Below are 25242 nucleotides of genomic sequence, written 5' to 3'. Positions count from 1 at the left end.
GCTCAAGGCACTGGCGAGCAGAACCAGGGCTGGCATGCGATAGCGGCGCAAAGGGAAGGTTGAGAACACGTGGGGTACTCCGTCCGTTGGATCTACGATCAATGGACTTTATCGGCCGACCGGGAGGGAAGCAAACCAGGTCCCACGGCACCGAAGTTTTTGTCCTTCATCAATGGCAGGATTTTCTGTAGGGTCGTTGCCAACAGACAGGCCAGAAGATCAACAAGAGGCAGACATGCAGACCGAGTTTCCCACCCAGCCGAGTTATCGCACTCAGCGCGAACAGTTTCTGGCGGCCGCGACTGCCGCAGGCGCAACCTTGACCGAGTATCCACACCCGCTCAAAGGGCCGTTTGGTGAGCCCTTGAGCACGGATGTGGCGCTATTGGGTGATCCGGGCGCCAAGCGCCTGTTGATTGCGTTGAGCGGCACTCACGGGGTCGAAGGCTTCTACGGCTCGGGCTGCCAGATCAAATGGCTGCAGGAGTTGGGCAAGCGTTCCCTGCCAACGGATGTCGCCGTAGTCATGATCCATGCCATCAACCCTTGGGGCATGGCGTGGTTGCGCCGGGTCAACGAAGACAACATCGACTTGAACCGCAATCACCTGGATTTCCAGCGACCGCTGCCAGACAACCAGGCCTACAACGCCCTGCATGAAATCTATGCCTGCCCGCAGTTGCGCGGTCCGCAGCGTGATCGTGCCGATGCCTTGCTCGACGAGCAGATCCGCCTGCACGGCTGGCCGGCAGTCATGTCGATTGTCGAGGGCGGTCAGCATGCTCATCCCGACGGCCTGTTTTTCGGCGGGCTGGCGCCGAGCTGGTCAAACCGCACGCTGCACAAGATCGTGCAAAAGCACGTGGCCCATGCCGAGGTCGCCATGTGTTTCGACTTGCACACGGGCGCTGGCGAGTACGGTCATCCGATGTTGTTGACCATCACCGAGTCCGTCTATCCGGCGCTGGCGGATGCGCAGGCGATTTATGGCCCGTGGCTCTACAGCCTGCAAACCGGCGCCGACACCGTCAGCGAAACGGGCGTGGCGGCAACAGCCACCGGCTACACCTCGCAGGCATTGATCGATGCGCTGCTGCAGGTACGGTTGATGCCTTTCGTCATCGAGTGCGGGACGTATCCGGGGCCGGACGTTCACCGGCATCTGCGCGATGACCACTGGCTGCATCTGCACGGCAACCCGAGTGATGCAGCAGGGCGCGAGATCAAGCTGAATCTGCTTGAGCAGTTCTATCCGGCGGATAGCGATTGGCAGGCGATGGTCTGGTTGCGGACGTGGCAGATCTGGGAGCGGGCGTTGTCTGCATTGCCGGCAGTGTAGGAGCGAGCTTGCTCGCGATGGTCGTTAACGATAACGCGTGTTTACTGGTTAAACGCGGCGCTCTTGAGTCCATCGTCGGAACGCCGCCCGGAGCAAGCTCGCTCCTACAGGCATAAAAAAACGGCTTACCTTGCGGTAAGCCGTTTTTAGTACTTGGTGGCTACACAGGGACTTGAACCCCGGACCCCAGCATTATGAATGCTATGCTCTAACCAACTGAGCTATGTAGCCAAGTGGCGCGCATTATTCACCGGTAACGGGGATGCGTCAAGCATAAATCTAAAATATTTCTCTGCGCTTTCAACCGTTTATCAAAATCTATCCTCTGAGCAGGGGTGAAGGGCAGCGCTGGAACCAGCGACTGGCCTGTTCGTACGCGTGCGCCAGTTGCAGGACAGCGAAGTCGGCCTGGTGTCTGCCGATGATTTGCAGGCCCATGGGCAGGCTGCTGGCGTTGAAGCCGACCTGTACGTTAGCCACCGGGCAACCGGACAAGGTGCCGGGAATCACCACCTCCATCCAGCGGTGATAAGTGTCCATAGTCACGCCTTCGATGGAGGCGGGCCACGCTTGGGTTTTATCGAACGGGAACACCTGGGCGCTGGGCAGCAGCACGTAGTCGTATTTTTCGAACAGCCTGGAGATCGCCCGATACCAGTCGCTGCGCGTCACCGAGGCGGCAAACACCTCGGTGGCCGAGAGTTTCAGGCCGTTCTCCACTTCCCAGCAGGCTTCCGGTTTCAACAGCGCACGTTTTTGCGGGTCGGCATAGGTCGCGCCCAACGAGCCGGCGACCATCCAGTGACGCAACGTCCGCCAACTGCTCCACAGCTTCTCTGGCGCGAATTCGGACTGTACGGGTTCGATATGGCAACCCAGGCTTTCGAAATCGCCGAAGGCCTTTTCGCACAATGAGAGGATGCCTTTTTCCATCGGCAGATAGCCGTTGAAGTCGCCGAGCCAGCCCAGACGAGTGCCTTTGAAGTCCCGATCCAGTGGTGCTGCAAAGGCGCTGCCGGACTCGGCAATGGACAGTGGCGCCCGCGCATCGGCCCCGGCCTGCACCGATAACAGCAACGCTGCATCGCGCACGCTGCGAGCCATGGGGCCTTCGTAGCCGAGCTGATCGATAAACAGATCAGCGCTGTCATCGAAGGGCACTCGGCCCTGTGACGGACGGAAGCCGAAGATGTTGTTGAAGGCGGCCGGGTTGCGCAGCGAGCCCATCATGTCGCTGCCGTCGGCCACCGGCACCAGGTGCATGGCCAGCGCCGCCGCCGCGCCACCGCTGCTGCCGCCGGCGGTCTTGCTCGGGTCGTAGGCGCAACCGGTCGCGCCGAATAGCGGGTTATAGCTTTGCGAGCCGAGACCGAATTCCGGGGTGTTGCTCTTGCCGATGATAATCGCGCCGGCAGCCTTGATCCGCTCAACCATGATGCCGTCGCGCTCGGGGATGAAGTCCTTGTACAGCGGCGAACCCAGTGTGGTGCGGATGCCCTGGGTCAGGGACAAGTCCTTGATGGCGTGGGGCAGGCCGTGCATCCAGCCCCTGTATTGACCACGAGCCAGTTCGGCATCGCGGATATCTGCCTGGGCCAGCAGGTCTTCTGGCGCTTGCAGGCTCACCAGCGCATTGACCAGCGGGTTGAAGCGTTCGATGTGGGCAAGATAAGTCTGCATCACTTCCCGGCAGGAAACCTGGCGCAGGCGGATGCGTTCGGCGAGCTCGTGGGCCTGCAACAGGACCAGTTCGCTGATGTTATTAGAGTTCATTGCAAGCGGCCTTTCAGACGGCTGGAAAAACGCCCCGCCATCGCGTCGGGGCGGTAGAGATCAACGCATCAGGTTGGTCCAGAGACGGTCGGCCAGGCGGATCGCGCCTTCGCCGCAGGTCTTGCTGAACACCACGTTGGTGCCTTCGGGAATGTGCAGCTCCGGCGCGTCCTTCAGGCCCGCATCGAGGAAGGGTTCCACACCCTTGATCGGGCTCTGGTGCTTGAGGAAGTTCTGGGTCATCGCCGCGTTTTCAGGCTGGCTGAGGAACGCGATGAAGGCCTTGGCGTTCGCCGGGTTCTTGCTGCCGGTCGGGATGACCATGTTGTCGACCCAGGCCAGCACACCTTCTTTCGGGTAGAGATACTTCAGGCTCGGTTTCATCTCCCGGGCGCGCATCGACGAGCCGCCCCAGAAGGTCGACATGTCGATTTCACCCGAGGCGAGGTTTTCGCGGATCGAGCCGGCCTTGGAACTGTAGGTCTTGACGAAGGGTTTCTGCGCCTTGAGCAGGGTCAGGATTTGCTGCATCTGCTTCGGGTCTTCACTGCACAGCGGAATGTTCAGGTACAGGCTGGCCATGTCCACCACGTCGCTGACCGAGTCGAACATGTTGATTCGCCCTTGCAGCTCGGCCGGTGGCTCGTAAAGCACCTTGAGGCTGTCGGCAGGGCCCTTGTAGCGCTCGGTGTTGAGCACCGCGCTGGTGGTGCCCCAGATGAACGGTACGGAGTAGGCGCCTTCCGGGTCCCAGGTGGGTTTTTTCAGGTTGTCGACGACGCTGGCGTAGTAGGGCTCGTTGACCGGGTCAAAGCGCTCCAGCAGTTTTTCCTTGATCAGGATCGGCACGAACTGGTGCGAGGGGATCGCCACGTCATAACCGGCACCGCCCTGTTTCAATTTGGCCAGCAGGGTTTCGTTGGAATCGTAGGAATCGACTGTGACTTCGATGCCGGTCTGCTTCTGGAATTTGGCGAGAATCTCCGGCGAAAAGTAACCGCTCCAGCTCACCACGTTGAGCTTTTCCGCGGCCTGAACGCTGCCGGCCATGGTCAGCGGTAAAGTCAGGAACAACGAAGTGCCGATGCTTGCAATCAACTTGCTCATGCTATTTCCCCACAGTGCGTAGAAGGTTCAGGATTTCTTTTTGCCCAACAGATAAGAGAGCGTGACGAACAGCACCGAGACGCCCAGGATCAGCGTTGAGACGGCGTTGACGTCCGGTGTCACGCCCATGCGCAACAGGCCGAAGATGAAGATCGGCAAGGTGGTGGTGCCGGCCTGGGAGACCATCATCGAGATCACGAAGTTATCCAGCGACACGATGAAGGCCAGCATCAGCCCGGAGAAAATCCCCGGCATCAGCAGCGGCAGGGTGACCTTGCGGAAGGTCCGCCATGGGCCGGCATACAGGTCGGCCGAGGCCTGTTCCAGGGACAGGTCCATGTCGTTCAGGCGTGCCCGTATTGGCAGAAAGGCGAACGGGATACAGAACACCGTGTGCGCGATGATCAGGTTGCCGTAGCCCAGGGACAGACCGATGGTGGAAAACAGCGCGAGGGTGGCGACGCCGACCACGATTTCCGGCAGCACCAGGGGCAACATGATCGCGCCCATGGACAGTTGCAGGCCCTTGAACTTCGCACCCCGTGAGGTGCCGAGGGCGGCGAGGGTGGCGATGGCCGTGGCGACCATGCTGGCGCAGACCGCGATCAACAGGCTGTTGCCGGCCGCCTGGCGCAGGGCCTGGTTGGCGAAGGCCGCGCGATACCAGTCGATGCTGAAACCGGTCCACACCGTGGCCGATTGGTTGGCGTTGAACGAGAACACCACCAGCACCACGATCGGTGCGTAGAGGTACAGATAGAACAGGAAACTGAAGCCGCCGAAGCCGGGGAAGTCCTGCACGCCCGCCGTATTGCGTTTGAACAGGCCGATCATCACGCACCTCCTTTGGCGATGCGCTGGCGCTCGGCACGCAAGGCATAAACCGTCAGTACCAACATCACCGCCGCCATCAACACCAGCGAAAGCGCCGCGCCGAATGGCCAGTTACGCGCATCGCTGAACTGGCGGAAGATCAGGTTGCCGAGCATCATCCGCGTGCCGCCGCCGAGCAGTTCCGGGGCGATCATCGCGCCCAGGCAAGGCACGAAGGTGAGGATGGCGCCGGCGAGAATTCCTGGTTTGGCGATCGGTAACACCACCTTGCGCAAGGTTCGAACGCGTCCGGCGTAGAGGTCCTGAGCGGCCTCGAGCAGGCGGATGTCCATTTTTTCCAGGGTGGCGTAGATCGGCAGCACCACGAAGGGCGCGTAGGTATAAACCAGCCCCAGCAGCACCGCGCCGTCGGTGTAGAGCAGTTGCAGCGGTTGGTCGATGACCCCGAGGCCCATCAGGCTGTTGTTGATCACCCCGGTGTTGCGCAGCAGCAGAATCCACGCATAGGTGCGGATCAACAGGTTGGCCCAGAACGGCACGGTGATCAGGAAGATCAGCAGGCCGCGACGATGAGCTGGTTGCATGGCCAGCCATACCGCCACCGGAAAACCGATCAACAGGGTGATGAGCGTGGTCAGCCCGGCGATACCTATCGAGCGCAGGGCGATGATCAGGTAGGAGTCGGCGAAGGCCAGGCTGTCATCCAGTTGCCGCTCGAACAGCAGCGAGGTGTAGGCGTCGCTGCTGAATACCTTGTTCACCCCGCCGTAGGGGTTGGCCTCCATCAGCGAGTAACCGATGACGATCAGGATCGGCACGATCAGAAACAGGCCGATGGCGATCAGGGCGGGGCTGACACCGAGAAAGCTCTGGAAGGCCCGCCGACGTTCCAGCGTGTTGGCAATCGGTAAAGCGTGCATGGCAATTCCTCGTGCTCAATCGTGCAGGACACTGGCGCTGCCCTGGTCGAACAACAGACCGGCCTGGCTGCCGACGGCGAAGCGTTTGCTCTGGTCGACGCAGTTGGGGGTGCGCACGGTGAGGCGTGAACCGTCGCTCAGGCTGACCTGGTATTGCAGGTCGGTGCCGAGGTAGATCTGCGCTTCGATCCGGCACGGCAAGGCACATTCGGTATTGCCCGGTACCAGATGCAAACGCTCGGGGCGCACGGACAATGCGACGTTGGCAYCGACCCGCACATCGCTGCATGGCTGTGCAGGCAGCGGATGACCGGCCGGGCCGGCGAACCAGGCCAGACCGTCTTCGACACGGGTGACCGTGCCTTCGATGAAGTTGGTTTCACCGATGAAGTCCGCCACGAAGCGATTGCGCGGGTGTTCGTAGATGTCTTCCGGGCGGCCGACCTGCTGCACTTCGCCTTCGGACAACACGGCGATGCGGTCGGACATGGTCAGGGCTTCTTCCTGGTCATGGGTAACGAAGATGAAGGTGATGCCGGTGCGGGCCTGAATGGTTTTCAACTCTTCGCGCATGGCCTGGCGCAGCTTGAGGTCCAGCGCCGAGAGTGGTTCGTCGAGCAGCAAGACTTTGGGATGCGGCGCCAATGCACGAGCGAGGGCCACGCGCTGTTGCTGACCGCCGGACAGTTGCGCCGGCTTGCGGTTGGCAAAGCGCTCCATCTGCACCAGGGCGAGCATCTCGCGCACTCGTTCGGCCATTTGCGTTTTGTTCAGGACTTTGCCCATCGGGTGGGACTCAAGACCAAAGGCCAGGTTCTCGGCGATGGTCATGTGCGGGAACAACGCGTAATGCTGGAACACCGTGTTGACCGGGCGCTGGAAGGGCGGGCGGTCGGCGATGTTTTCGCCGTAGAGCAGAATCTCGCCTTCAGTAGGGAATTCGAACCCGGCGATCATCCGCAGGAGCGTGGTTTTGCCGCAGCCCGAAGGGCCGAGAAGGGTAAAGAACTCGTTGTCGCGAATGTCCAGGTCGATGCTTTTCAGCGCCACCGGGCCAGTCTTTGGATCACCGTAGACTTTGCGCACTGAGCGGATGGACACCGCCAGCGTTTGCAGCGAATGCAGGGCATTCATGCGTTACCTCCGATTCCCCCATCGCCTGCGCACGTGCTGAAAACAGCTGTGCCTTCGGGCCATGGATATTATTTTTCTGGGCAGGATCGAGATTGCGTTCGGGTGTTGTAACCAGCTGTTTTTTTGTTCTGCTGTGGATCGATTATCAGCGAGGGGTTGCGGGGGCGAAACTTCAATTTTAACATAGGGGCTGTTAAAAAATTTAACAGCAGAAGGCGCCCGGAAACCATGCCTGACCACCGTTTGCCGCCACTCAACGCGGTGCGTGCCTTTGATGCCGCGGCCCGGTTGGGCAGCTATGTCGAAGCCTCCAAGGCCCTGCACGTGACCCAGCCGGCCATCGGCCGTCACGTGAAGTTGCTGGAAGACTGGCTGGGCATCCAACTGTTCGAGCGCACCTCTCGCGGGGTCAACCTGACGACGGCGGGGGAGAAGTACCACCGCAAGATCACCGCCGCCTTGCAGCTGATCATCGAGGCCGGAAAAGAGGCGCAGCCCAAACACGCCGAGCGCTGGCTGCGCATCATGGTGGTGCCGGGGTTCGCCAAGCGCTGGCTGATGCCGCGCATCGAGGCCATGCGTCATCTGCGCCCGGGCTTGAAGTTCGCCATCGAACCCAATTCGACCTTCACCGAAGTGGATGGCAAAAGTGCTGACCTGGGCATCGTCTACGGATTGGACGGCCAATATGCCCACTCCCGCACCAGCCTGATTTGTCCTCGGGTGTTTCCAATCTGTTCCCCCGATTATCTGGCCAGCGTCGAGCCCATCGACAGCCCCGCGGACCTGGTGAAGCACAACCTGATCCACGTCGATGACGGCGAGTGGTGGAACCTGTGGTTCGCCGCCAACGACCTCGACATCCACCTCAATTCGGACATGCTCTACGTCAACAACGACCACGCGCTGTCGGTGGCCGAGAGCGGGCAGGGCATTGCGCTGGCCAACGAAGTGCTGGTGCGCGAAGAACTCCATAGCGGCAAGCTGGTGCGGGTGGTGGACGCGCAAGTGAAGCTGGAAAGCTACCGGGTGCTGACGCCGTCCGCCGAGCTCTCGGCGGACGTGGCGTGGTTTATCGACTGGCTCAAGACCGAGCTGGAGCAGGACTTCCCGGAAGCGGTGATCCGCGCCTGAGAAGTCCTGGCGGACTCAACTCAAGCGGAAGCGCCCGGTGTTGTCGCTGAGGGCCTTGCTGCCGTGGCTCAGGGTGTCCGCCGCCTGGTTCACCGCGCGGGCCCCTTCGAGCAAACGTACCGCCGCTTGATCGACCTGCTGGATGTTGCCGCTGACCTCGTCGGCGGTACTGGCCTGTTCTTCCACCGCCGTGGCGATGTGCGCCAGGGTATCGGTGACGCTCTGCACCGCACTGGCGATTTCCCCGAGCCGTTCACCGAGGCCGGTGACCGCTTGTGCATCGGACTCTGCCTGACTGCACGCGGCTTGCATCAGGCTGACGGCCTCATTCACCGTGTTGCGCAGGCTGTCGACCGTGCCGGCAATCTGTGCAGTCGACGATTGCGTGCGTTGGGACAGGCTGCGCACCTCATCGGCCACCACCGCGAAGCCACGCCCTTGCTCGCCCGCCCGTGCCGCTTCGATAGCGGCGTTGAGTGCCAACAGGTTGGTCTGCTCGGCGACGCCGCGAATGGTGTCGACCACCAGTTGAATCTGCTGCCCTTGTTCACTGACCCGGCCCAGTGCCGCAGCGGTCTCGTTCAGGCGCTGATTGAGTTGCTGGATGCTCGCGGTGGTGCGCTGGCTGTCACGGCTGCTGTCGGCGGCAATGCGCCGGGTGTGCTGGGCGCTGCCGGACGCCTGTTCGCAACTGTGGGCCACCCCTTGTGAGGTGGCGGCCAGTTGCGTCGCCGCAGCGGCAATCTGGCTGATCTGCAGCTGCTGGGCTTCGACTTCGCCCAAGGCGTCGCTGGAATGATGATTGAGGGTTTGCACTGCGTTGCTCAGTTGCAGGGTTTCGTGATCCACCCCTTGCAGGCTGGTGCGCAGTTGCACCACGGCGACGTTCAGCGCGGTACTGATGACTGCCAGTTCGTCCCGGCCTTGAACCGGCACTTGCAGGCTCAGATTGCCATCGCGCAAGGCCTCGGCCAGCACCGTGATGCCGCTGGCGCTGCGGCGGATCGAGGCCTGCAAACAGATGAACAGATACAGCGCGGCCAACAGCAGGCAGCCCAACACGGCGGCCACCACAATGAACTGGCGGATTGCCGAGTCGTGGTAGTAATCMAGGCGTTGATCCAGCGACACCAGCGACTGCTGGCGCAACGAGGTTAGATCGGAGAGCAGGGCATCCAGAGTGCGTTCGAAGTCATCCGGCTTCAGGTTGATGCTGCCGCCGAACACGCCGTCATCCAGCACCTTCAGGCCTGCGTCCAGGTGCTTGAGGCTGTCGTGATATTGCCCGGCCCAGGTTTGCAGAGCGCTGGGCAGGCGTGCTTCGAGCAGGCCTGCGGTTTTCACCAGCTGCTCTCGTGCATCGCCGATGCGGCTGCGCAAGTCGCGCAGTTGCAGACGGCTTTGCAGGGTGAACTGCCCAGACACCACCGAGGCCTGACCCACCGCTGCCAGACGACCGACCCGTTCGATCAGGTCTGGCGCATGCTGTGTGGAAATCTGCGTCAGCAAATAAGTCTCCAGCCACGGCGCCAGCGTCAGGCGATTGTCCATGGCGATCTGTTCGCGCAAGGCTTGCAGGGCGCTCAAGGCGTTGGTGAAGCGATCATAGCCATCGGGCCACCAGCCAACGTTGCTCAGGTTTTTTGAGTCGAGGCCATCGAGGGCGGTTTGCAGGGCCTGATAACGCAACAGGGTTTCGCCCTCGGCGTTTTCTTTTTGCAGGGCGTTGCCCAACTCGGCAGTGGCCTGGCTGACGGCGGGCTGAACCGCATCGAAGGCGGCCATCGCGGCGAGGGTGGCGGGCGTTGGCTGGCGATTGGTTTCCGTGGCGCGCCACCGGGCGGCACGATCACGCTGGGCGCCGAGCAGGTCATCCAGCGCATCAAGCGCCAGCAGTTGCCGCACCCCGGCGCGTTCGCCGGAGATCAGGCTGAGTTTGTCGCGATAGTCCTGGCCGATCATCCACAGGCTGCCGGCCAGCGGCAGGATAAACAGCAGAAACAACAGCTGGAATTTGCGTGCGAAGCCGAAGCGCCCCAGCAGCCCGATCCCCGGTGATAAAAAAGCCTGCATGCCCCATGACTCCTCTGGACACCACGCACCATTGGCGTGCGCCGGAGGTTGTTGCCCCCGACTCGTGCCCTCTTAAAAGGCCTCGAAAGTTCACCCTTGTCCGCTCTGTAGGCCGACTCTGTGGCGAAACTTCCCATTCTTGGTCTCCTTTGTAAGGAGGCCGCGTTCAAGCAGACAAGGAAGGCAAGATTCAGACCATGGCTTTGCGCCATCAAGGTTGTGGCGATGAAAAACGAGGTCGTTAGCAGGCTAAGGGGATGGCGTTGCTGCACTGAAAAATGGCACATTGATGTATCTGCCTGTTTGTACCCACCTGTTGTACGGAAACCCCCATGGCTATCAGCAACGCCCAGTCCGGCTCAGTGCCGGCGTCCACTACGCCCCAAAGCAGTCCCCTGGTGATGCGCATCATCGGCGCGGTAGCGCTGGCGCATTTGATCAACGACCTGATCCAGTCGGTGCTGCCGTCGATCTACCCGATGCTCAAGGCCAACTATGGCCTGACCTTCACCCAGGTCGGCCTGATCACCCTGACGTTCCAGTTGACGGCCTCGCTGCTGCAGCCGTGGGTCGGTTACTACACCGACCGCCATCCCAAGCCGTGGTTGTTGCCGGCGGGGACGGTCTGCACCCTGGTCGGGATTCTGATGATGTCGGTGGTCGGCAGCTTTCCGTTGATTCTGCTGGCGGCAGGCTTGATCGGCATCGGTTCATCGACCTTCCACCCGGAAGCGTCCCGCGTGGCGCGCCTGGCTTCAGGCGGGCGCTTCGGGCTGGCGCAATCGACCTTCCAGGTCGGCGGTAATGCAGGCTCGGCGTTCGGCCCGTTACTGGCGGCGGCGATCATCATTCCCTATGGCCAAGGGCACGTGGCGTGGTTCGGCCTGTTCGCGGTGTTTGCGCTGTTCGTGCTCTACCGGATCAGCCGCTGGTACGCCAACCACTTGAACCTGTTCAAGCTCAAGCAAGGCCAGGCGGCGACTCACGGCCTGTCCAAGGGCCGAGTGACCAGCGCGTTGGTCGTGCTCGGATTGCTGGTGTTCTCCAAGTATTTCTACATGGCCAGCCTCACCAGCTACTTCACGTTCTACCTGATCGAGAAGTTCGACCTGTCGGTGGCCAGCTCGCAGCTGCACCTGTTCCTGTTTCTCGGCGCAGTAGCCGCGGGGACATTCTTTGGCGGGCCGATTGGCGACAGGATCGGGCGCAAGGCAGTGATCTGGTTCTCGATCCTCGGCGTTGCACCGTTCACTTTGCTGCTGCCCCATGTCGACCTGTTCTGGACCAGCATTCTCAGCGTGGTCATCGGCTTCATCCTCGCCTCGGCGTTCTCGGCCATCGTGGTGTACGCCCAGGAATTGGTGCCGGGCAATGTCGGGATGATCGCCGGGGTATTCTTCGGCCTGATGTTCGGCTTCGGCGGGATTGGCGCGGCTTTGCTTGGGCATTTGGCGGACATTCGCGGTATCGAATACGTGTACTACCTGTGTTCGTTCCTGCCGTTGTTCGGGGTGTTGGCGATCTTCCTGCCGCGTACGAAGAAGACCTGACCCAACACAAATCCCTGTGGGAGCGAGCTTGCTCGCGATGACGGTGTATCAGCTTGCAGATCAGTTGGCTGACAGTCCGCTATCGCGAGCAAGCTCGCTCCCACAGTGGTTCGGTGGTGTGGCGGATGAATGTATCAGGCACAAAAAAGCCGCGTATCAAACGCGGCTTTTTCTTGGGCGTTGCGGCTTACACGTTGAAGCGGAAGTGCATCACGTCGCCGTCTTTGACGATGTAGTCCTTGCCTTCCAGACGCCATTTACCGGCTTCCTTGGTACCGGCTTCGCCCTTGTATTGGATGAAGTCGTTGTAGGCGATCACTTCGGCGCGGATGAAGCCTTTTTCGAAGTCGGTGTGGATCACGCCAGCGGCTTGTGGTGCGGTGGCACCGACGCGGACGGTCCAGGCGCGGACTTCTTCGACACCGGCGGTGAAGTAGGTCTGCAGGTGCAGCATTTCGTAGCCGGCGCGGATCACGCGGTTCAGGCCAGGCTCTTCGAGGCCCAGGGCTTCGAGGAACATGTCTTTCTCTTCGCCGTCATCGAGTTCGGCGATTTCCGCTTCGATCTTGTTGCACACCGGTACAACCACGGCGCCTTCTTCTTCAGCGATGGCGCGTACAACGTCCAGGTGCGGGTTGTTCTCGAAACCGTCTTCAGCGACGTTGGCGATGTACATGACCGGCTTGGTGGTCAGCAGGTGGAAGCCCTTGATCACCGCTTTCTCGTCGGTGCCCATGTTCTTCATCAGGCTGCGCGCTGGCTTGCCTTCGGTGAAGTGAGCGATCAGTTGCTCCAGCAGGCCTTTCTGGACCACTGCATCCTTGTCACCGCCCTTGGCGTTACGCGCGACTTTCTGCAGTTGCTTCTCGCAGCTGTCGAGGTCGGCGAAGATCAGTTCCAGCTCGATGATTTCGATGTCGCGTTTCGGGTCGAYGCTGTTGGAAACGTGAATCACGTTCTCGTCTTCGAAGCAGCGGACCACGTGGGCGATGGCATCGGTTTCACGGATGTTGGCCAAAAACTTGTTGCCCAGGCCTTCGCCTTTCGACGCACCGGCTACCAGGCCCGCAATGTCGACGAACTCCATGGTGGTCGGCAGGATGCGCTTTGGATTGACGATGGCTGCCAGAGCTTCCAGACGCGGATCCGGCATCGGCACGATACCGCTGTTCGGCTCGATGGTGCAGAAGGGGAAGTTCTCGGCCGCGATCCCGGATTTGGTCAGGGCGTTGAACAGGGTGGACTTGCCGACGTTAGGCAGGCCGACGATGCCGCAATTGAATCCCATGGTGTTTCCCCTCGGATAAGAGTCAGGCCTTCTGGCTGTGCAGGTTTTTCATCGCGCGGTTCCATTCACCGGCGAGGATATCCGGCAGCACGCCGAGGGCAAAGTCGATGCTGGCATCGAGTTTTTCCTGTTCGGCGCGTGGCGCACGACCCAGGACGAAATTTGAAACCATACTGGCAACGCCCGGGTGGCCAATGCCAAGCCGCAAGCGATGAAAGGTATTCTGATTGCCCAGTTGCGCAATGATGTCGCGCAACCCGTTGTGACCGCCATGGCCGCCGCCCTGCTTGAGCTTGGCAACGCCGGGTGGCAGGTCGAGTTCGTCGTGCGCCACGAGGATTTCTTCAGGCGTGATGCGGAAGAAACCGGCGAGTGCCGCTACGGCCTGGCCGCTGCGGTTCATGTACGTGGTGGGAATCAGCAGACGAACATCCTGACCCTGATGCGAATAGCGCCCGGTCAGGCCAAAATATTTGCGGTCCGCCACAAGGTTCACGCCTTGTGCGTTCGCGATGCGCTCAACAAAAAGGGCCCCTGCGTTATGCCGGGTCTGTTCGTATTCAGCGCCTGGATTTCCCAGGCCAACGATCAGTTTGATGGCAGTCACGATAGGGGCCCTTCATTGGAGTGGTGGATAACATCGCCGCAATCAGGGAGAGCGGCGAAAGTGGACGAAAATTGCTCATTTACCATGATGTAAACTCCGCGTTCTCGCCCGCTTTCTCGCTATGCTCTAGTCCGCGATGTTTCCGGTCACTCCGGCGTACAGAGTAAAATTACTCTGCAGCGCCTTCTGCAGCTTCTGGAGCAACACGTGGAGCGTGGACGTTGGCAACAGCCTTGTCATCGCCGTGTGCCAGGGCCACGAACTCAACGCCTTTAGGAGCCTTGAGGTCCGACAGGTGAATGATCGAACCGATTTCAGCGTCAGCCAGGTCGACTTCGATGAACTCAGGCAGATCTTTCGGCAGGCAGGAAACTTCGATCTCGGCAACAACGTGCGAGATTTCGCCGCCTTTCTTGGTCGGTGCTTCTTCGTTGATGAAGTGCACTGGAACGATAGCGGTCAGTTTCTGGCCAGCTACTACGCGTACGAAGTCAGCGTGCATCACGTGGCCTTTGGCCGGGTGACGCTGCAGGGCTTTGATCACGACGTTCTGCTTGGTGCCACCAACGTTCAGCTCGATGATGTGGCTGTAAGCCGCTTCGTTTTCGAGCAGTTTGGCAACTTCTTTGGCCAGCATGCTGATGGATTCAGGGGCTTTTTCGCCACCGTAAACTACAGCTGGAACCAGGCTTGCGAGACGACGCAGGCGGCGGCTCGCACCTTTCCCCAGGTCGGAACGCACTTCAGCATTCAGGGTAAAATCGTTCATGTTGTATCTCCAAAATAACCACATTCGCCCCAGCGTTTGCGACCAGCGCTAAAGGCGATATGGGCAAAAAAGCCCCGCCCCGACAGGAATGCCGGGGCGGGGCGCTTTTCGTCAACGAGACATTTCGAGAAGGGCAGGGCCCTTAGCGGAACATCGCGCTGATCGATTCTTCATTGCTGATGCGGCGAACCGCCTCGGCAACTACCGGCGCGATATCCAGTTGACGGATACGCGAGCAGGCTTGTGCAGCAGCGGACAACGGGATGGTGTTAGTCACCACCAGTTCATCCAGCATGGAATTTTCGATGTTTTCGATCGCCCGACCGGACAGCACAGGGTGTGTGCAGTAGGCGAAAACCTTGGCAGCGCCATGCTCTTTCAAGGCCTTGGCCGCGTGGCACAGGGTGCCGGCGGTATCGACCATGTCATCGACCAGAATACAGGTACGCCCTTCGACATCACCGATGATATGCATCACTTCAGAGTGATTGGCTTTCTCACGGCGTTTGTCGATGATCCCGAGATCCACGCCCAGGGATTTGGCAACGGCACGTGCACGCACGACGCCACCAATGTCCGGGGACACGATCATCAGGTTTTCGAAGCGCTGATCTTCGATGTCATCCACCAGAACCGGGGAGCCGTAGATGTTATCTACCGGAATATCGAAGAAACCCTGGATTTGGTCAGCATGCAGATCAACCGTGAGAACACGGTCGATGCCGACTACGGTAAGCATGTCAGCCACGACTTTCGCGCTGATAGCCACACGTGCGGAACGCGGACGGCGATCCTGACGGGCATAACCAAAGTAAGGAATAACAGCAGTGATACGAGTAGCCGAGGAGCGGCGGAAGGCATCAGCCATCACTACCAGTTCCATCAGGTTATCGTTGGTCGGAGCGCAAGTCGGCTGAATAATGAAAACGTCTTTACCGCGGACGTTTTCATTGATCTCGGCTGTAATTTCGCCATCGGAGAATTTACCGACAGAGATGTCACCGAGAGGGATATGCAGCTGACGTACGACACGCCGAGCCAGATCGGGGTTAGCGTTCCCCGTAAAGACCATCATCTTGGACACGCGCAGTACCTGAAGGCTGAGGGTAACCTGGATGAGTATAGGAAAATGGCAGGGGCGGCTGGATTCGAACCAACGCATGGCAGGATCAAAACCTGCTGCCTTACCGCTTGGCGACGCCCCTGTATCTGTTGCAACGATTACCCAGTAATCGGTTCCTTTAGAGCAGACCTTGAAGCTTGCGATGCAACATCGAAACGTTGCTTCCTTTTGCTACAAAACCTGTAAGGGTCTCTGTAAGAAGGGCCGAGACTTTATCAGCTTCAGCTTTGCTTGGGAAGCCCCCAAACACACAACTTCCAGTTCCGGTGAGTTTTGCTTCGGTAAATTTACCTAACAAATTCAAAGCGTTACGTACCTCTGGATAACGCCTTGTTACCACCGGCAAGCAGTCATTACGACTGTTTCCCTTGGGAACGGGGCGCACTTTAATGGGAGGAGTGTTACGTGTCAACAACGGATCTGAAAAAATTTCTGCCGTACTTACAGAGACTTGCGGCACCAGCACGAGATACCACGGTTCTTCCGGGTCGACAGGGGTCAGTTTCTCCCCCACGCCCTCGGCAAAAGCCGCGTGGCCACGTACGAAAACCGGGACGTCGGCGCCCAGCGTCAACCCCAGGCCAGCCAGGTGATCTTCATCCCAGCCCAATTGCCACAGGTGATTGAGGCCGAGCAAAGTCGTTGCGGCATTCGAACTGCCGCCACCGATACCACCGCCCATGGGCAGGATCTTGTCGATCCAGATATCGACGCCCAGCGAGCAAGCGGACTGCTCCTGAAGTTTTTTCGCGGCCTTGACGATCAGGTTGCTGTCGTGGGGGACGCCTGGGAATTCGGTGTGCAGTCGGATGACACCGTCATCGCGCAGGGCATAGGTGATTTCGTCGCCGTAATCGAGAAACTGAAACATCGTCTGCAGTTCGTGGTAGCCGTCTTCGCGGCGCCCCAGAATGTGCAGCATCAAATTGAGTTTGGCCGGAGATGGCAAAGTCAGGCGATTGGCTGGCATGTCATGACCCCAGTTTGCGTGGTTGCCAGGCCTTGATCACCAGTGTGACGTCAAGGTCGGAGCCATGCAGCTTGATTCGCTCGGGCAGCCAGTAACCGTTTTGCTGGGTGTAGTCGGTGTATTCGACCTGCCAGCCATCCTGTTCGAGGTTGGCCAGGCGACTGTCGGCATCCAGTGTCAGGCGACTTTTGCTGTCCGGAGACGGAAGCCCACGCACCCACCAGGCCAGGTTGGACACCGGCAATTTCCAGCCCAGCTGTTCTTCGAGCAGCACTTCCGGATTCGGCGCGTCGTAACGTCCCTGGTTGGCAACCTCCAGCGACACCTTGCCCGGACGTCCGGTCAGGCGAGCCGCGCCGCGGCCTAACGGACCGGACAGGCGAATGTCGTAGTAATCCTGGCGCTGCAACCAGAACAGCGTGCCACTGCCCGAGTCTTTCGGGGCGCGGATGCCGATCTTGCCGTCGATCTGCCAGCCATCGAGGGCAGTGAGTTGCTCTTTGTGCTCGCGCCACTGGGCGGGATTGCCGTGCCCCTCGACCGATTCGCGTGGACCCAGGCCCGCGCAACCGGCAAGTAGGGCGATAAAACTGAAAACGATGAAATGGCGCAAAAACATAATCTTAAAGAGTCTCTGATCCGGTCAGGCGTTTGATGGTGCCGCGCAGGGTCGGGCTGTCGGGTTGTTCCTTGAGGAACTTGCCCCAGATCTGTTTGGCTTCGCGCTGTTTGCCGTTGGCCCACAGGACTTCGCCCAGGTGAGCGGCGACTTCCTGATCGGGGAAGCGATCCAGGGCTTGACGCAACAGGCGCTCGGCTTCGTCGAGATTGCCCATGCGGTAATTCACCCAGCCAAGGCTGTCGAGTACCGCCGGGTCTTCCGGACTGATCTGGTGCGCCTGTTCGATCAGGGCCTTGGCTTCGGCGTAGCGCGTGGTGCGGTCGGACAGGGTGTAGCCGAGGGCGTTCAACGCCATGGCATTGTCCGGGTCGCGCTTGATGATCGTGCGCAGGTCTTTTTCCATCTGTGCCAGGTCATTGCGTTTTTCCGCCTGCATGGCGCGGGTGTAGAGCAGGTTCAAATCGTCCGGATATTGCTGCAAGGCTTGTTGCAGAACATTCCAGGCCTTGTCGCCCTGATTGTTGGCAGACAGGGTTTCGGCTTCGATCAGGTACAACTGGATCGCGTAATCCGGCTGCTCGTCGCGCTCTGCCGCCAGCTTGCGTTGGGCTTCGGCGGTCCTGCCGTTGTTCATCAGGATGTCGGCCTGACGCAATTGCGCCGGCAGGAAGTCGCTGCCCGGGCCAACCTTGGCGTATTCAATCAGCGCGCCTTGCGGGTCATTTTGTTCTTCGGCGATGCGACCGAGATTCAGGTGCGCCGAGTCGACGTGGCTTTCCCGGGCGATCAGGTCTTCCAGGTAACCCTTGGCCTCGTTCCAGGCCTTGGCTTCCAGGCAGACCAGTGCCAGGGAGTAACGCAGTTCGTCGTCCTCCGGGTATTGCTGAACCAGGCTCGAAAACTCGGCCTTGGCGTCGTCCATACGGTTCTGTTCAACCAGCATGCGKGCGTARGTCAGGCGCAGGCGCTTGTCGTCCGGATATTTCTTGATGCTTTTTTGCAGCAGCGGCAAGGCTTCGTCACCGCGATTCAGGGTTTGCAACAGGCGTGCACGCAGCAGAATCGGGGCAATTTCGCCGTCGTCCGGCGGATTGTTTTCCAGCAGCTTCAGCGCGCCTTTGGTATCGCCATCCTGTTGCATCAGCAGCGCCTTGCCGAAAATCAGCTGGCTGTTGTCCGGATGACGCTGCAACAAACGGTCGAAGCTTTTCATCAAGCCGTTGCGGGTGTCCTGGTCGGTGTCGGCCGCGGACAGCGCGAGGAAGTCGAAATGCGTGTCACCCTTGCCTTGCAGGACTTTCTCCATATAGACCATGGAGTCGTCATAACGACCGGCGCGTGCCAGTTGCACGGCGGCGGCGCGTTGCGCTTCGAGGTCGTTGGGGGCGTTTTTGGCCCAGATCAGCGCGGTGTCCAGGGCTGCCTGATCGGCGCCCAGATATTCGGCGATACGGAATGCCCGCTCGGAAATGCCCGGATCCTGGGTATTGATGGCCTGGGTCACATAGTTGTCCAGGGCAATGTCGAAACGATTGCGCTGGCCAGCCAGTTCGGCGCTCAACAGGCTGAAGATGGTGTCCTCGCTGAATGAGCTGTAGACCTTGGGCTTTTCAGGGACCGGGGTGCTGTCTTCAACCGGCGACGTACCGTCCGACGGAACGGGTGCCAAGGCCTGGCAGCCGCTGAGGAAGACAAAAGCGAGGAGCAACGCGGAAGATCTATTCATATAGGAAGAGGACGACTAACCTGCGGTCGGATCATCATGACACAAGCTTTCAGCCAAACATAACCGGCCTGGCATTTTCCCGAGAACACCGGTCCCCGTGTAGGAGCTGCCGAAGGCTGCGATCTTTTGATCTTGATCTTTGAAGGCAAAAGATCGCAGCCTTCGGCAGCTCCTACAGGGGGGTAAACGAGAACCGCTCGCAACGTTGGCGCCATCTACCGAAGCGATAGATATCGAGTGGTTGTTCTGATTCCGTCGAAGTAGGACAATTACCGGCTTCACGTCACCATCAGCGACTTTGAATGGCCTTCCTTGCACTCGGTATTAACCACAAGACTGCTTCAGTAGACGTCCGCGAGCGCGTGGCTTTTACCCCTGAGCAGCTGGTTGAGGCCTTGCAGCAGCTCTGCCGACTCACCGACAGCCGCGAAGCTGCGATCCTCTCCACCTGCAATCGCAGTGAACTCTATATAGAACAGGATCACCTGTCGGCGGATGTCGTGCTGCGCTGGCTGGCCGAATATCATCATTTGAGCTACGACGAGCTGCGCGAAAGCGCCTATGTGCATGAAGATGATGCGGCAGTTCGTCACATGATGCGGGTGGCTTCCGGGCTCGACTCGCTGGTGTTGGGCGAACCGCAGATTCTCGGCCAGATGAAGTCGGCCTATGCCGTGGCCCGCGAGGCCGGCACCATCGGGCCGTTGCTCGGGCGGCTGTTCCAGGCCACGTTCAATGCGGCCAAGCAGGTGCGCACCGACACTGCCATCGGCGAGAACCCGGTGTCGGTGGCGTTTGCCGCGGTGAGCCTGGCCAAGCAGATTTTCAGCGACCTGCAACGCAGCCAGGCCTTGTTGATCGGCGCCGGCGAGACCATCACCCTGGTCGCCCGCCATCTGCACGACCTGGGGGTGAAGCGCATAGTGGTCGCCAACCGTACCCTGGAGCGCGCGAGCATTCTGGCCGAGCAGTTTGGTGCCCATGCGGTGTTGTTGTCGGATATTCCGGCAGAGCTTGTGCGCAGCGATATCGTCATCAGTTCCACCGCCAGCCAGTTGCCGATTCTGGGCAAGGGTGCGGTGGAAAGCGCCTTGAAACTGCGCAAGCACAAACCGATCTTCATGGTAGATATCGCTGTTCCCCGCGATATCGAGCCAGAAGTCGGCGAGCTGGACGACGTTTACCTCTATAGCGTCGACGACCTCCACGAAGTGGTCGCCGAGAACCTCAAGAGCCGTCAGGGCGCAGCCCAGGCCGCCGAAGAGATGGTCTCGGTCGGCGCCGAAGATTTCATGGTCCGCTTGCGCGAGTTGGCAGCGGTGGACGTGCTCAAGGCCTATCGTCAACAGAGCGAACGCCTGCGTGACGAAGAATTGCAAAAGGCCCAGCGCATGCTGGCCAACGGCACCAGTGCCGAAGAGGTGCTGGTGCAACTGGCCCGCGGGCTGACCAACAAACTGTTGCACGCACCGAGCGTGCAGTTGAAAAAGCTCTCTGCCGAAGGTCGCCTGGATGCGCTGGCGATGGCCCAGGAACTCTTTGCCCTCGGTGAGGGCTCATCGGATAGCTTTTCGGATAAAAAACCGCAATGAAAGCGTCACTGCTCAATAAGCTGGATATTCTCCAGGACCGTTTCGAGGAATTGACTGCCCTGCTGGGCGACGGCGAGGTCATTTCCGATCAGAACAAGTTCCGCACCTATTCCAAGGAGTACGCGGAAGTTGAACCGATCGTGGGCGTCTATAAAGAACTGCTGAAAGTGCAGGACGACCTCGAAGGTGCCCAGGCACTGCTCAAGGACAGCGACCCGGACATGCGTGAAATGGCCGTGGAAGAAGTCCGCGAGGCCAAGGAACGTCTGGTCACGCTCGAAGCCGACCTGCAACGCATGCTGCTGCCCAAGGACCCGAACGACGGGCGCAACGTGTTTCTCGAAATCCGTGCCGGCACCGGCGGCGACGAGGCAGCGATTTTCTCTGGTGACCTGTTCCGCATGTATTCGCGCTACGCCGAGCGCCGTGGCTGGCGAGTGGAGATCCTCTCGGAAAACGAGGGTGAACACGGCGGCTATAAAGAGGTGATTGCCCGGGTCGAGGGCGACAACGTCTACGGCAAGCTGAAATTCGAATCCGGCGCGCACCGCGTGCAGCGGGTTCCGGCGACCGAATCCCAGGGCCGCATCCACACGTCGGCCTGCACCGTGGCGGTGTTGCCCGAGCCGGACGAGCAGGAAGCCATCGAGATCAACCCGGCCGACCTGCGCGTCGATACCTATCGCTCCTCTGGCGCCGGTGGCCAGCACGTCAACAAGACCGACTCGGCGATCCGCATCACGCACTTGCCATCCGGCATCGTGGTCGAGTGCCAGGAAGAACGTTCACAGCACAAGAACCGCGCCCGGGCGATGTCCTGGTTGTCGGCCAAGCTGAACGATCAGCAGACCTCTGCCGCGGCCAATGCCATCGCCAGTGAGCGCAAGTTGCTGGTCGGTTCCGGTGATCGCTCCGAACGTATCCGCACCTACAACTTTGCCCAGGGCCGGGTCACCGACCACCGGGTCAACCTGACCCTGTATTCCCTCGACGAGATCCTCGCCGGCGGTGTAGAGGCGGTGATCGAGCCGTTGCTGGCCGAATACCAGGCCGATCAACTGGCAGCGATAGGTGAGTAAATGACGATCATTGCCAGTTTGTTGCGCGCCGCCGATTTGCCCGACTCGCCCACGGCGCGTCTGGATGCCGAATTGCTGCTGGCGGCGGCCTTGGGCAAGTCCCGCAGTTTCCTGCACACCTGGCCGGAGCGCATCGTGCCGAGCGAAGCGGCGCTGACGTTCGCCGAATATTTGCAGCGCCGCCGCAACGGTGAGCCGGTGGCCTATATCCTCGGCCAGCAGGGTTTCTGGAAGCTGGATCTGGAAGTGGCACCGCACACATTGATCCCGCGCCCGGACACCGAACTGCTGGTGGAGGCCGCGCTGGAACTGTTGCCGGCCACACCGGCTAAAGTACTCGACCTCGGCACCGGCAGCGGCGCGATTGCCCTGGCCCTGGCCAGCGAACGTCCGGCCTGGAGCGTCACTGCCGTGGACCGAATTCTGGAAGCCGTGGCCCTGGCCGAACGCAATCGCCAGCGTCTGCACCTGGGCAACGCCACCGTGCTGAGCAGCCATTGGTTCAGTGCCCTGGAAGGTCAGCGTTTTCAACTGATCATCAGCAATCCGCCCTACATCGCAGCGGCCGATCCGCATCTGGTTGAGGGCGATGTGCGCTTTGAACCGGCCAGTGCTTTGGTGGCCGGTGTCGACGGGCTCGAGGATCTGCGCCTGATCGTCGCCCAGGCGCCGGACCATCTGGACGCCGGCGGTTGGCTGATGCTCGAACACGGCTACGATCAGGCCGAGGCGGTCCGCGATTTGCTGCTGACCCGCGGATTTGAAGAAGTCCACAGCCGCACCGATCTGGGCGGTCACCAACGCATCAGTCTGGGGCGCCTGCCGTGCTGAATGATCAGGAGTTGCTGCGTTACAGCCGGCAGATTCTGCTGCAACACATCGATATCGACGGCCAATTGCGGCTCAAGGAAAGCCGCGTATTGATCGTCGGTCTTGGCGGCCTTGGCGCACCAGTGGCGCTGTATCTGGCGGCGGCAGGTGTGGGTGAATTGCATCTGGCGGACTTCGACACGGTCGATCTGACCAACCTGCAACGCCAGATCATTCACGACACCGACAGTGTCGGCATGTCCAAGGTCGATTCGGCAATCAAGCGCCTGAGCGCGATCAATCCCGAGATCCAGTTGATCGCCCATCGTGCGGCGCTGGACGAAGACTCCCTGGCCGCCGTGGTGGCCGGGGTGGATCTGGTCCTCGATTGTTCTGACAATTTTTCCACCCGTGAAGCGGTCAACGCCGCTTGCGTAACCGCCGGCAAACCGCTGGTCAGCGGCGCGGCGATTCGCCTCGAAGGGCAACTGTCGGTGTTCGATCCGCGTCGGCCGGAGAGTCCGTGCTACCACTGCCTATACGGGCACGGCAGCGAAGCCGAACTGACCTGCAGCGAAGCCGGCGTGGTCGGTCCGCTGGTGGGGCTGGTCGGCAGTCTGCAAGCGCTTGAAGCGCTGAAATTGCTGGCCGGATTCGGCGAGCCGCTGGTGGGGCGCCTGCTGTTGATCGATGCCTTGGGCACGCGCTTCCGTGAATTGCGGGTCAAGCGTGATCCGGGTTGCAGCGTCTGTGGGTCGAAACATGCGTGAAGCACCGATTGGTGTGTTCGACTCCGGTGTCGGCGGGCTCTCGGTGCTAGCCGAGATCCAGTGCTTGCTGCCCAACGAGACGCTGATGTACGTCGCCGACTGCGGGAATATTCCCTATGGCGAGAAAACCCCGGAATTTATCCAGCAGCGTTGCAGCGTGATGGCCGACTTCTTTCAGCAACAGGGCGCCAAGGCCCTGGTGCTGGCCTGCAACACGGCGACGGTGGCTGGCGTCGCCGACTTGCGCCGCGACTATCCCGAATGGCCCATTGTCGGCATGGAGCCGGCAGTCAAACCGGCCGCCGCCGCAACCCGCTCCGGCGTGGTGGGGGTGCTGGCCACCACCGGCACCTTGCAGAGCGCCAAGTTCGCCGCATTGCTCGACCGCTTCGCCACGGACGTGAAAGTGATCACCCAGCCGTGTCCCGGTCTGGTTGAACTGATTGAAAACGGCGATCTGCGCAGTTCCGAGCTGCGTCAGCTGTTGGCCGGGTATGTCGAACCACTGCTGGCTGCCGGCGCGGACACCCTGATTCTCGGCTGCACCCATTACCCTTTTCTCAAGCCGATGCTCCGGCAGATGATCCCCGAGGACATCAGCTTGATCGATACCGGTGCCGCCGTCGCACGGCAACTCCATCGGCTTTTGGTCGAAGGCGAGCTGCTCGCCGAGGGGCCTGCCCGAGAAGCGCAGTTCTGGACCAGCGCCGATCCGGTTCACTTCAGAAATATCTTGCCGATACTGTGGAATACGGCTGGCATTGTGCGAAGCTTCAACAGGTAAGAAAGTCCAAAGGAATCAAACGAAAAATTGGGGTGAGCTTCTGATAAATCGCCGATTTCCATAGCTTTGCAGGGTTGAGCAACAAAAAAAACCATACGAAATTGTTCGGAAAGGGAAGTTTCTAATGAAGCGACTATTCTGTTTGGCCGCGATTGCGGCCGCATTAATGGGGCACACCTTTACCGCGCAGGCGGCAGGTGTGGAGTTCGCGGTTGGTCAGACCAGCGATTCGACCATGACGTATCGACTGGGCATGCAATTCGATTGGGACCAGAGCTGGTGGCAGAGTGACGTCGGTCGCGTGACCGGTTACTGGAGCGGCGCCTACACCTATTGGGAAGGCGACAAGACCTCGAGCAATAACAGCCTGTCGTTCTCTCCGGTGTTCGTTTACGAATTTGCCGGTCAGAACGTCAAGCCCTACGTTGAAGCAGGCATTGGCGTGGCGGTGTTCTCCAATACCCGACTCGAAGACAACAACATCGGCAGTGCCTTCCAGTTTGAAGACCGGTTCGGTTTTGGCCTGCGCTTCAACGGCGGCCATGAAGTCGGGATCCGTGCCACGCWCTATTCCAACGCCGGGCTCGCCAGTTCCAACGACGGTGTAGAAAGCTACTCGCTGCATTACACGTTGCCGCTGTAAGCACCACGGTTTCAGCGGGTTGCAAATCCCCTGTGGGAGCGAGCTTGCTCGCGATAGCGATTTCAGACTCAACATTGATGTTGAATGAAACATCGTCATCGCGAGCAAGCTCGCTCCCACAGGGGCGCGTTGTTTTCCTGTTCAGCGATACGCCGTCGAAATCCCCTGGCGTTCGTCGATGCACTCCGGTGCGCCCATCTCGAATTCCCGGCAGATCAGCGGGCGTTTTTCGTAGATGGTGCACATCATCGTGTTGCGATCCAGTGCGGCACACCATCCGTCGTCCAGGCGCAGCATGACTTCCCCGCCCCAGTCATCGGTATCGATGAACCGTTCAGGCACACCCGTATCGGTGATCAGCATGACTTCGAGCTGGCAGCAGCAGGCTGCACAGGTCGAGCACGTGACCGCGGGTTCCGCGATTTGCGTATGGGGGATGGTTTTCATGGCGCGCAGTGTAAGGCAGTCGCCGGGTGCTGTGTGAAAGGTCTGACGGACGCTCAAGTATCGGAACGTCCGCGATACCGATGCCGATGGTGGCGATTTTCAGGGTTGATCCTTGATCGGTGGCTGGCTGCGCACCATGGGTTTGCCG

23 protein-coding genes and 2 tRNA genes are annotated in these 25242 nt (G+C 60.2%); 9 read left to right on the top strand and 16 right to left on the bottom strand.

Features of this window, described 5'->3' with window-relative positions:
- The first annotated feature begins 235 nt into the window (after nucleotides 1-235).
- On the top strand, nucleotides 236-1339 hold the full coding sequence (locus AC1DVH_RS13195; protein WP_477754162.1) for a DUF2817 domain-containing protein: 1104 nt from the start codon (nucleotides 236-238) through the stop codon (nucleotides 1337-1339).
- A gap of 154 nt (nucleotides 1340-1493) precedes the next feature.
- On the opposite strand, the gene AC1DVH_RS13190 is transcribed toward AC1DVH_RS13195, so the two are convergent.
- The 6 genes from AC1DVH_RS13190 to AC1DVH_RS13165 form a co-directional block, all read right to left on the bottom strand.
- Nucleotides 1494-1570, bottom strand: a tRNA-Met gene (locus AC1DVH_RS13190).
- Between the two features lie 87 nt (nucleotides 1571-1657).
- On the bottom strand, nucleotides 1658-3112 hold the full coding sequence (locus AC1DVH_RS13185) for an amidase (RefSeq protein WP_477754161.1): 1455 nt from the start codon (nucleotides 3110-3112) through the stop codon (nucleotides 1658-1660).
- 60 nt (nucleotides 3113-3172) lie between these two features.
- Nucleotides 3173-4219: an ABC transporter substrate-binding protein gene (locus AC1DVH_RS13180; RefSeq protein ID WP_477754160.1), complete on the bottom strand. Its 1047-nt coding sequence runs from the start codon at nucleotides 4217-4219 to the stop codon at nucleotides 3173-3175.
- A gap of 27 nt (nucleotides 4220-4246) precedes the next feature.
- Nucleotides 4247-5053, bottom strand: a complete 807-nt coding sequence (locus AC1DVH_RS13175) for an ABC transporter permease (protein WP_477754159.1) — start codon at nucleotides 5051-5053, stop codon at nucleotides 4247-4249.
- Complete coding sequence (locus AC1DVH_RS13170) at nucleotides 5053-5973, bottom strand: ABC transporter permease (RefSeq protein WP_007981819.1); 921 nt, start codon at nucleotides 5971-5973, stop codon at nucleotides 5053-5055. Before AC1DVH_RS13170 ends, AC1DVH_RS13175 begins: the two co-directional genes overlap by 1 nt.
- A 15-nt stretch (nucleotides 5974-5988) precedes the next feature.
- Complete coding sequence (locus AC1DVH_RS13165) at nucleotides 5989-7107, bottom strand: ABC transporter ATP-binding protein (protein WP_477754158.1); 1119 nt, start codon at nucleotides 7105-7107, stop codon at nucleotides 5989-5991.
- Nucleotides 7108-7335: 228 nt separating this feature from the next.
- On the opposite strand from AC1DVH_RS13165, the gene AC1DVH_RS13160 reads away from it, so the two are divergent.
- On the top strand, nucleotides 7336-8241 hold the full coding sequence (locus tag AC1DVH_RS13160) for a LysR substrate-binding domain-containing protein (RefSeq protein WP_477754157.1): 906 nt from the start codon (nucleotides 7336-7338) through the stop codon (nucleotides 8239-8241).
- 15 nt (nucleotides 8242-8256) lie between these two features.
- Here the strand turns inward: AC1DVH_RS13160 and AC1DVH_RS13155 are convergent, their stop codons facing one another.
- Nucleotides 8257-10314, bottom strand: a complete 2058-nt coding sequence (locus AC1DVH_RS13155; RefSeq protein WP_477754156.1) for a methyl-accepting chemotaxis protein — start codon at nucleotides 10312-10314, stop codon at nucleotides 8257-8259.
- Nucleotides 10315-10646: 332 nt separating this feature from the next.
- Here AC1DVH_RS13155 and AC1DVH_RS13150 point away from each other — a divergent pair, with 332 nt between their 5' ends.
- Nucleotides 10647-11864: an MFS transporter gene (locus AC1DVH_RS13150; protein ID WP_477754155.1), complete on the top strand. Its 1218-nt coding sequence runs from the start codon at nucleotides 10647-10649 to the stop codon at nucleotides 11862-11864.
- Nucleotides 11865-12051: 187 nt separating this feature from the next.
- Here AC1DVH_RS13150 and ychF read toward each other — a convergent pair whose 3' ends face one another.
- The 8 genes from ychF to AC1DVH_RS13110 form a co-directional block, all read right to left on the bottom strand.
- Nucleotides 12052-13152 (bottom strand): redox-regulated ATPase YchF, encoded by a 1101-nt coding sequence (gene ychF, locus AC1DVH_RS13145; protein ID WP_477754154.1) that lies wholly within the window; start codon nucleotides 13150-13152, stop codon nucleotides 12052-12054.
- Between the two features lie 22 nt (nucleotides 13153-13174).
- A complete protein-coding gene (pth, locus tag AC1DVH_RS13140; protein WP_008153430.1) occupies nucleotides 13175-13759 on the bottom strand; it encodes an aminoacyl-tRNA hydrolase in 585 nt (194 codons plus the stop codon).
- Nucleotides 13760-13928: 169 nt separating this feature from the next.
- Nucleotides 13929-14528, bottom strand: a complete 600-nt coding sequence (locus tag AC1DVH_RS13135; RefSeq protein WP_477754153.1) for a 50S ribosomal protein L25/general stress protein Ctc — start codon at nucleotides 14526-14528, stop codon at nucleotides 13929-13931.
- 142 nt (nucleotides 14529-14670) lie between these two features.
- On the bottom strand, nucleotides 14671-15612 hold the full coding sequence (locus AC1DVH_RS13130; RefSeq protein ID WP_003208392.1) for a ribose-phosphate pyrophosphokinase: 942 nt from the start codon (nucleotides 15610-15612) through the stop codon (nucleotides 14671-14673).
- A gap of 46 nt (nucleotides 15613-15658) precedes the next feature.
- A tRNA-Gln gene (locus AC1DVH_RS13125) sits at nucleotides 15659-15733 on the bottom strand.
- A 36-nt stretch (nucleotides 15734-15769) separates the two neighbouring features.
- Nucleotides 15770-16621 carry a 4-(cytidine 5'-diphospho)-2-C-methyl-D-erythritol kinase gene (gene ispE, locus AC1DVH_RS13120; RefSeq protein WP_477754152.1) on the bottom strand — a complete coding sequence of 284 codons (852 nt, stop codon included), beginning with the start codon at nucleotides 16619-16621 and terminating at the stop codon, nucleotides 15770-15772.
- A 1-nt stretch (nucleotide 16622) separates the two neighbouring features.
- Nucleotides 16623-17240 carry a lipoprotein insertase outer membrane protein LolB gene (lolB, locus tag AC1DVH_RS13115; protein WP_477754151.1) on the bottom strand — a complete coding sequence of 206 codons (618 nt, stop codon included), beginning with the start codon at nucleotides 17238-17240 and terminating at the stop codon, nucleotides 16623-16625.
- 4 nt (nucleotides 17241-17244) lie between these two features.
- Complete coding sequence (locus AC1DVH_RS13110) at nucleotides 17245-18969, bottom strand: tetratricopeptide repeat protein (protein ID WP_477754150.1); 1725 nt, start codon at nucleotides 18967-18969, stop codon at nucleotides 17245-17247.
- A gap of 302 nt (nucleotides 18970-19271) precedes the next feature.
- Here AC1DVH_RS13110 and hemA point away from each other — a divergent pair, with 302 nt between their 5' ends.
- The 6 genes from hemA to AC1DVH_RS13080 all read left to right on the top strand — a co-directional run bounded on the left by hemA (nucleotide 19272) and on the right by AC1DVH_RS13080 (nucleotide 24647).
- Nucleotides 19272-20561, top strand: coding sequence for a glutamyl-tRNA reductase (gene hemA, locus AC1DVH_RS13105; RefSeq protein WP_477754149.1), 1290 nt, complete (start codon nucleotides 19272-19274; stop codon nucleotides 20559-20561).
- Complete coding sequence (prfA, locus tag AC1DVH_RS13100; protein ID WP_223461123.1) at nucleotides 20558-21640, top strand: peptide chain release factor 1; 1083 nt, start codon at nucleotides 20558-20560, stop codon at nucleotides 21638-21640. Before hemA ends, prfA begins: the two co-directional genes overlap by 4 nt.
- The gene (prmC, locus tag AC1DVH_RS13095; RefSeq protein ID WP_477754148.1) at nucleotides 21641-22471 is read left to right on the top strand and encodes a peptide chain release factor N(5)-glutamine methyltransferase; all 831 of its coding nucleotides are present in this window, start codon (nucleotides 21641-21643) and stop codon (nucleotides 22469-22471) included. It begins immediately after the preceding gene.
- Entirely contained in the window at nucleotides 22465-23220 is a 756-nt protein-coding gene (locus AC1DVH_RS13090) for a molybdopterin-synthase adenylyltransferase MoeB (RefSeq protein WP_477754147.1), read from the top strand. Before prmC ends, AC1DVH_RS13090 begins: the two co-directional genes overlap by 7 nt.
- Complete coding sequence (murI, locus tag AC1DVH_RS13085; protein WP_477754146.1) at nucleotides 23213-24004, top strand: glutamate racemase; 792 nt, start codon at nucleotides 23213-23215, stop codon at nucleotides 24002-24004. Before AC1DVH_RS13090 ends, murI begins: the two co-directional genes overlap by 8 nt.
- 124 nt (nucleotides 24005-24128) lie before the next feature.
- A complete protein-coding gene (locus AC1DVH_RS13080) occupies nucleotides 24129-24647 on the top strand; it encodes an acyloxyacyl hydrolase (RefSeq protein ID WP_477754145.1) in 519 nt (172 codons plus the stop codon).
- Between the two features lie 141 nt (nucleotides 24648-24788).
- Here the strand turns inward: AC1DVH_RS13080 and AC1DVH_RS13075 are convergent, their stop codons facing one another.
- Complete coding sequence (locus AC1DVH_RS13075) at nucleotides 24789-25094, bottom strand: YkgJ family cysteine cluster protein (RefSeq protein WP_007981864.1); 306 nt, start codon at nucleotides 25092-25094, stop codon at nucleotides 24789-24791.
- Nucleotides 25095-25242 lie beyond the last annotated feature (148 nt).

The organism is Pseudomonas sp. P4_C3 (assembly GCF_056402075.1).
Note: the sequence above shows the minus strand (reverse complement) of the source record. Positions and strands in the feature narration are given on the sequence as shown.

Coding starts and splice junctions, on each gene's coding strand:
- AC1DVH_RS13195 (WP_477754162.1), top strand. CDS start 236: ATGCAGACCGAGTTTCCCACCCAGCCGAGTTATCGCACTCAGCGCGAA.
- AC1DVH_RS13185 (WP_477754161.1), bottom strand. CDS start 3,112: ATGAACTCTAATAACATCAGCGAACTGGTCCTGTTGCAGGCCCACGAG.
- AC1DVH_RS13180 (WP_477754160.1), bottom strand. CDS start 4,219: ATGAGCAAGTTGATTGCAAGCATCGGCACTTCGTTGTTCCTGACTTTA.
- AC1DVH_RS13175 (WP_477754159.1), bottom strand. CDS start 5,053: ATGATCGGCCTGTTCAAACGCAATACGGCGGGCGTGCAGGACTTCCCC.
- AC1DVH_RS13170 (WP_007981819.1), bottom strand. CDS start 5,973: ATGCACGCTTTACCGATTGCCAACACGCTGGAACGTCGGCGGGCCTTC.
- AC1DVH_RS13160 (WP_477754157.1), top strand. CDS start 7,336: ATGCCTGACCACCGTTTGCCGCCACTCAACGCGGTGCGTGCCTTTGAT.
- AC1DVH_RS13150 (WP_477754155.1), top strand. CDS start 10,647: ATGGCTATCAGCAACGCCCAGTCCGGCTCAGTGCCGGCGTCCACTACG.
- AC1DVH_RS13135 (WP_477754153.1), bottom strand. CDS start 14,528: ATGAACGATTTTACCCTGAATGCTGAAGTGCGTTCCGACCTGGGGAAA.
- ispE (WP_477754152.1), bottom strand. CDS start 16,621: ATGCCAGCCAATCGCCTGACTTTGCCATCTCCGGCCAAACTCAATTTG.
- lolB (WP_477754151.1), bottom strand. CDS start 17,240: ATGTTTTTGCGCCATTTCATCGTTTTCAGTTTTATCGCCCTACTTGCC.
- hemA (WP_477754149.1), top strand. CDS start 19,272: ATGGCCTTCCTTGCACTCGGTATTAACCACAAGACTGCTTCAGTAGAC.
- prfA (WP_223461123.1), top strand. CDS start 20,558: ATGAAAGCGTCACTGCTCAATAAGCTGGATATTCTCCAGGACCGTTTC.
- prmC (WP_477754148.1), top strand. CDS start 21,641: ATGACGATCATTGCCAGTTTGTTGCGCGCCGCCGATTTGCCCGACTCG.
- murI (WP_477754146.1), top strand. CDS start 23,213: ATGCGTGAAGCACCGATTGGTGTGTTCGACTCCGGTGTCGGCGGGCTC.
- AC1DVH_RS13075 (WP_007981864.1), bottom strand. CDS start 25,094: ATGAAAACCATCCCCCATACGCAAATCGCGGAACCCGCGGTCACGTGC.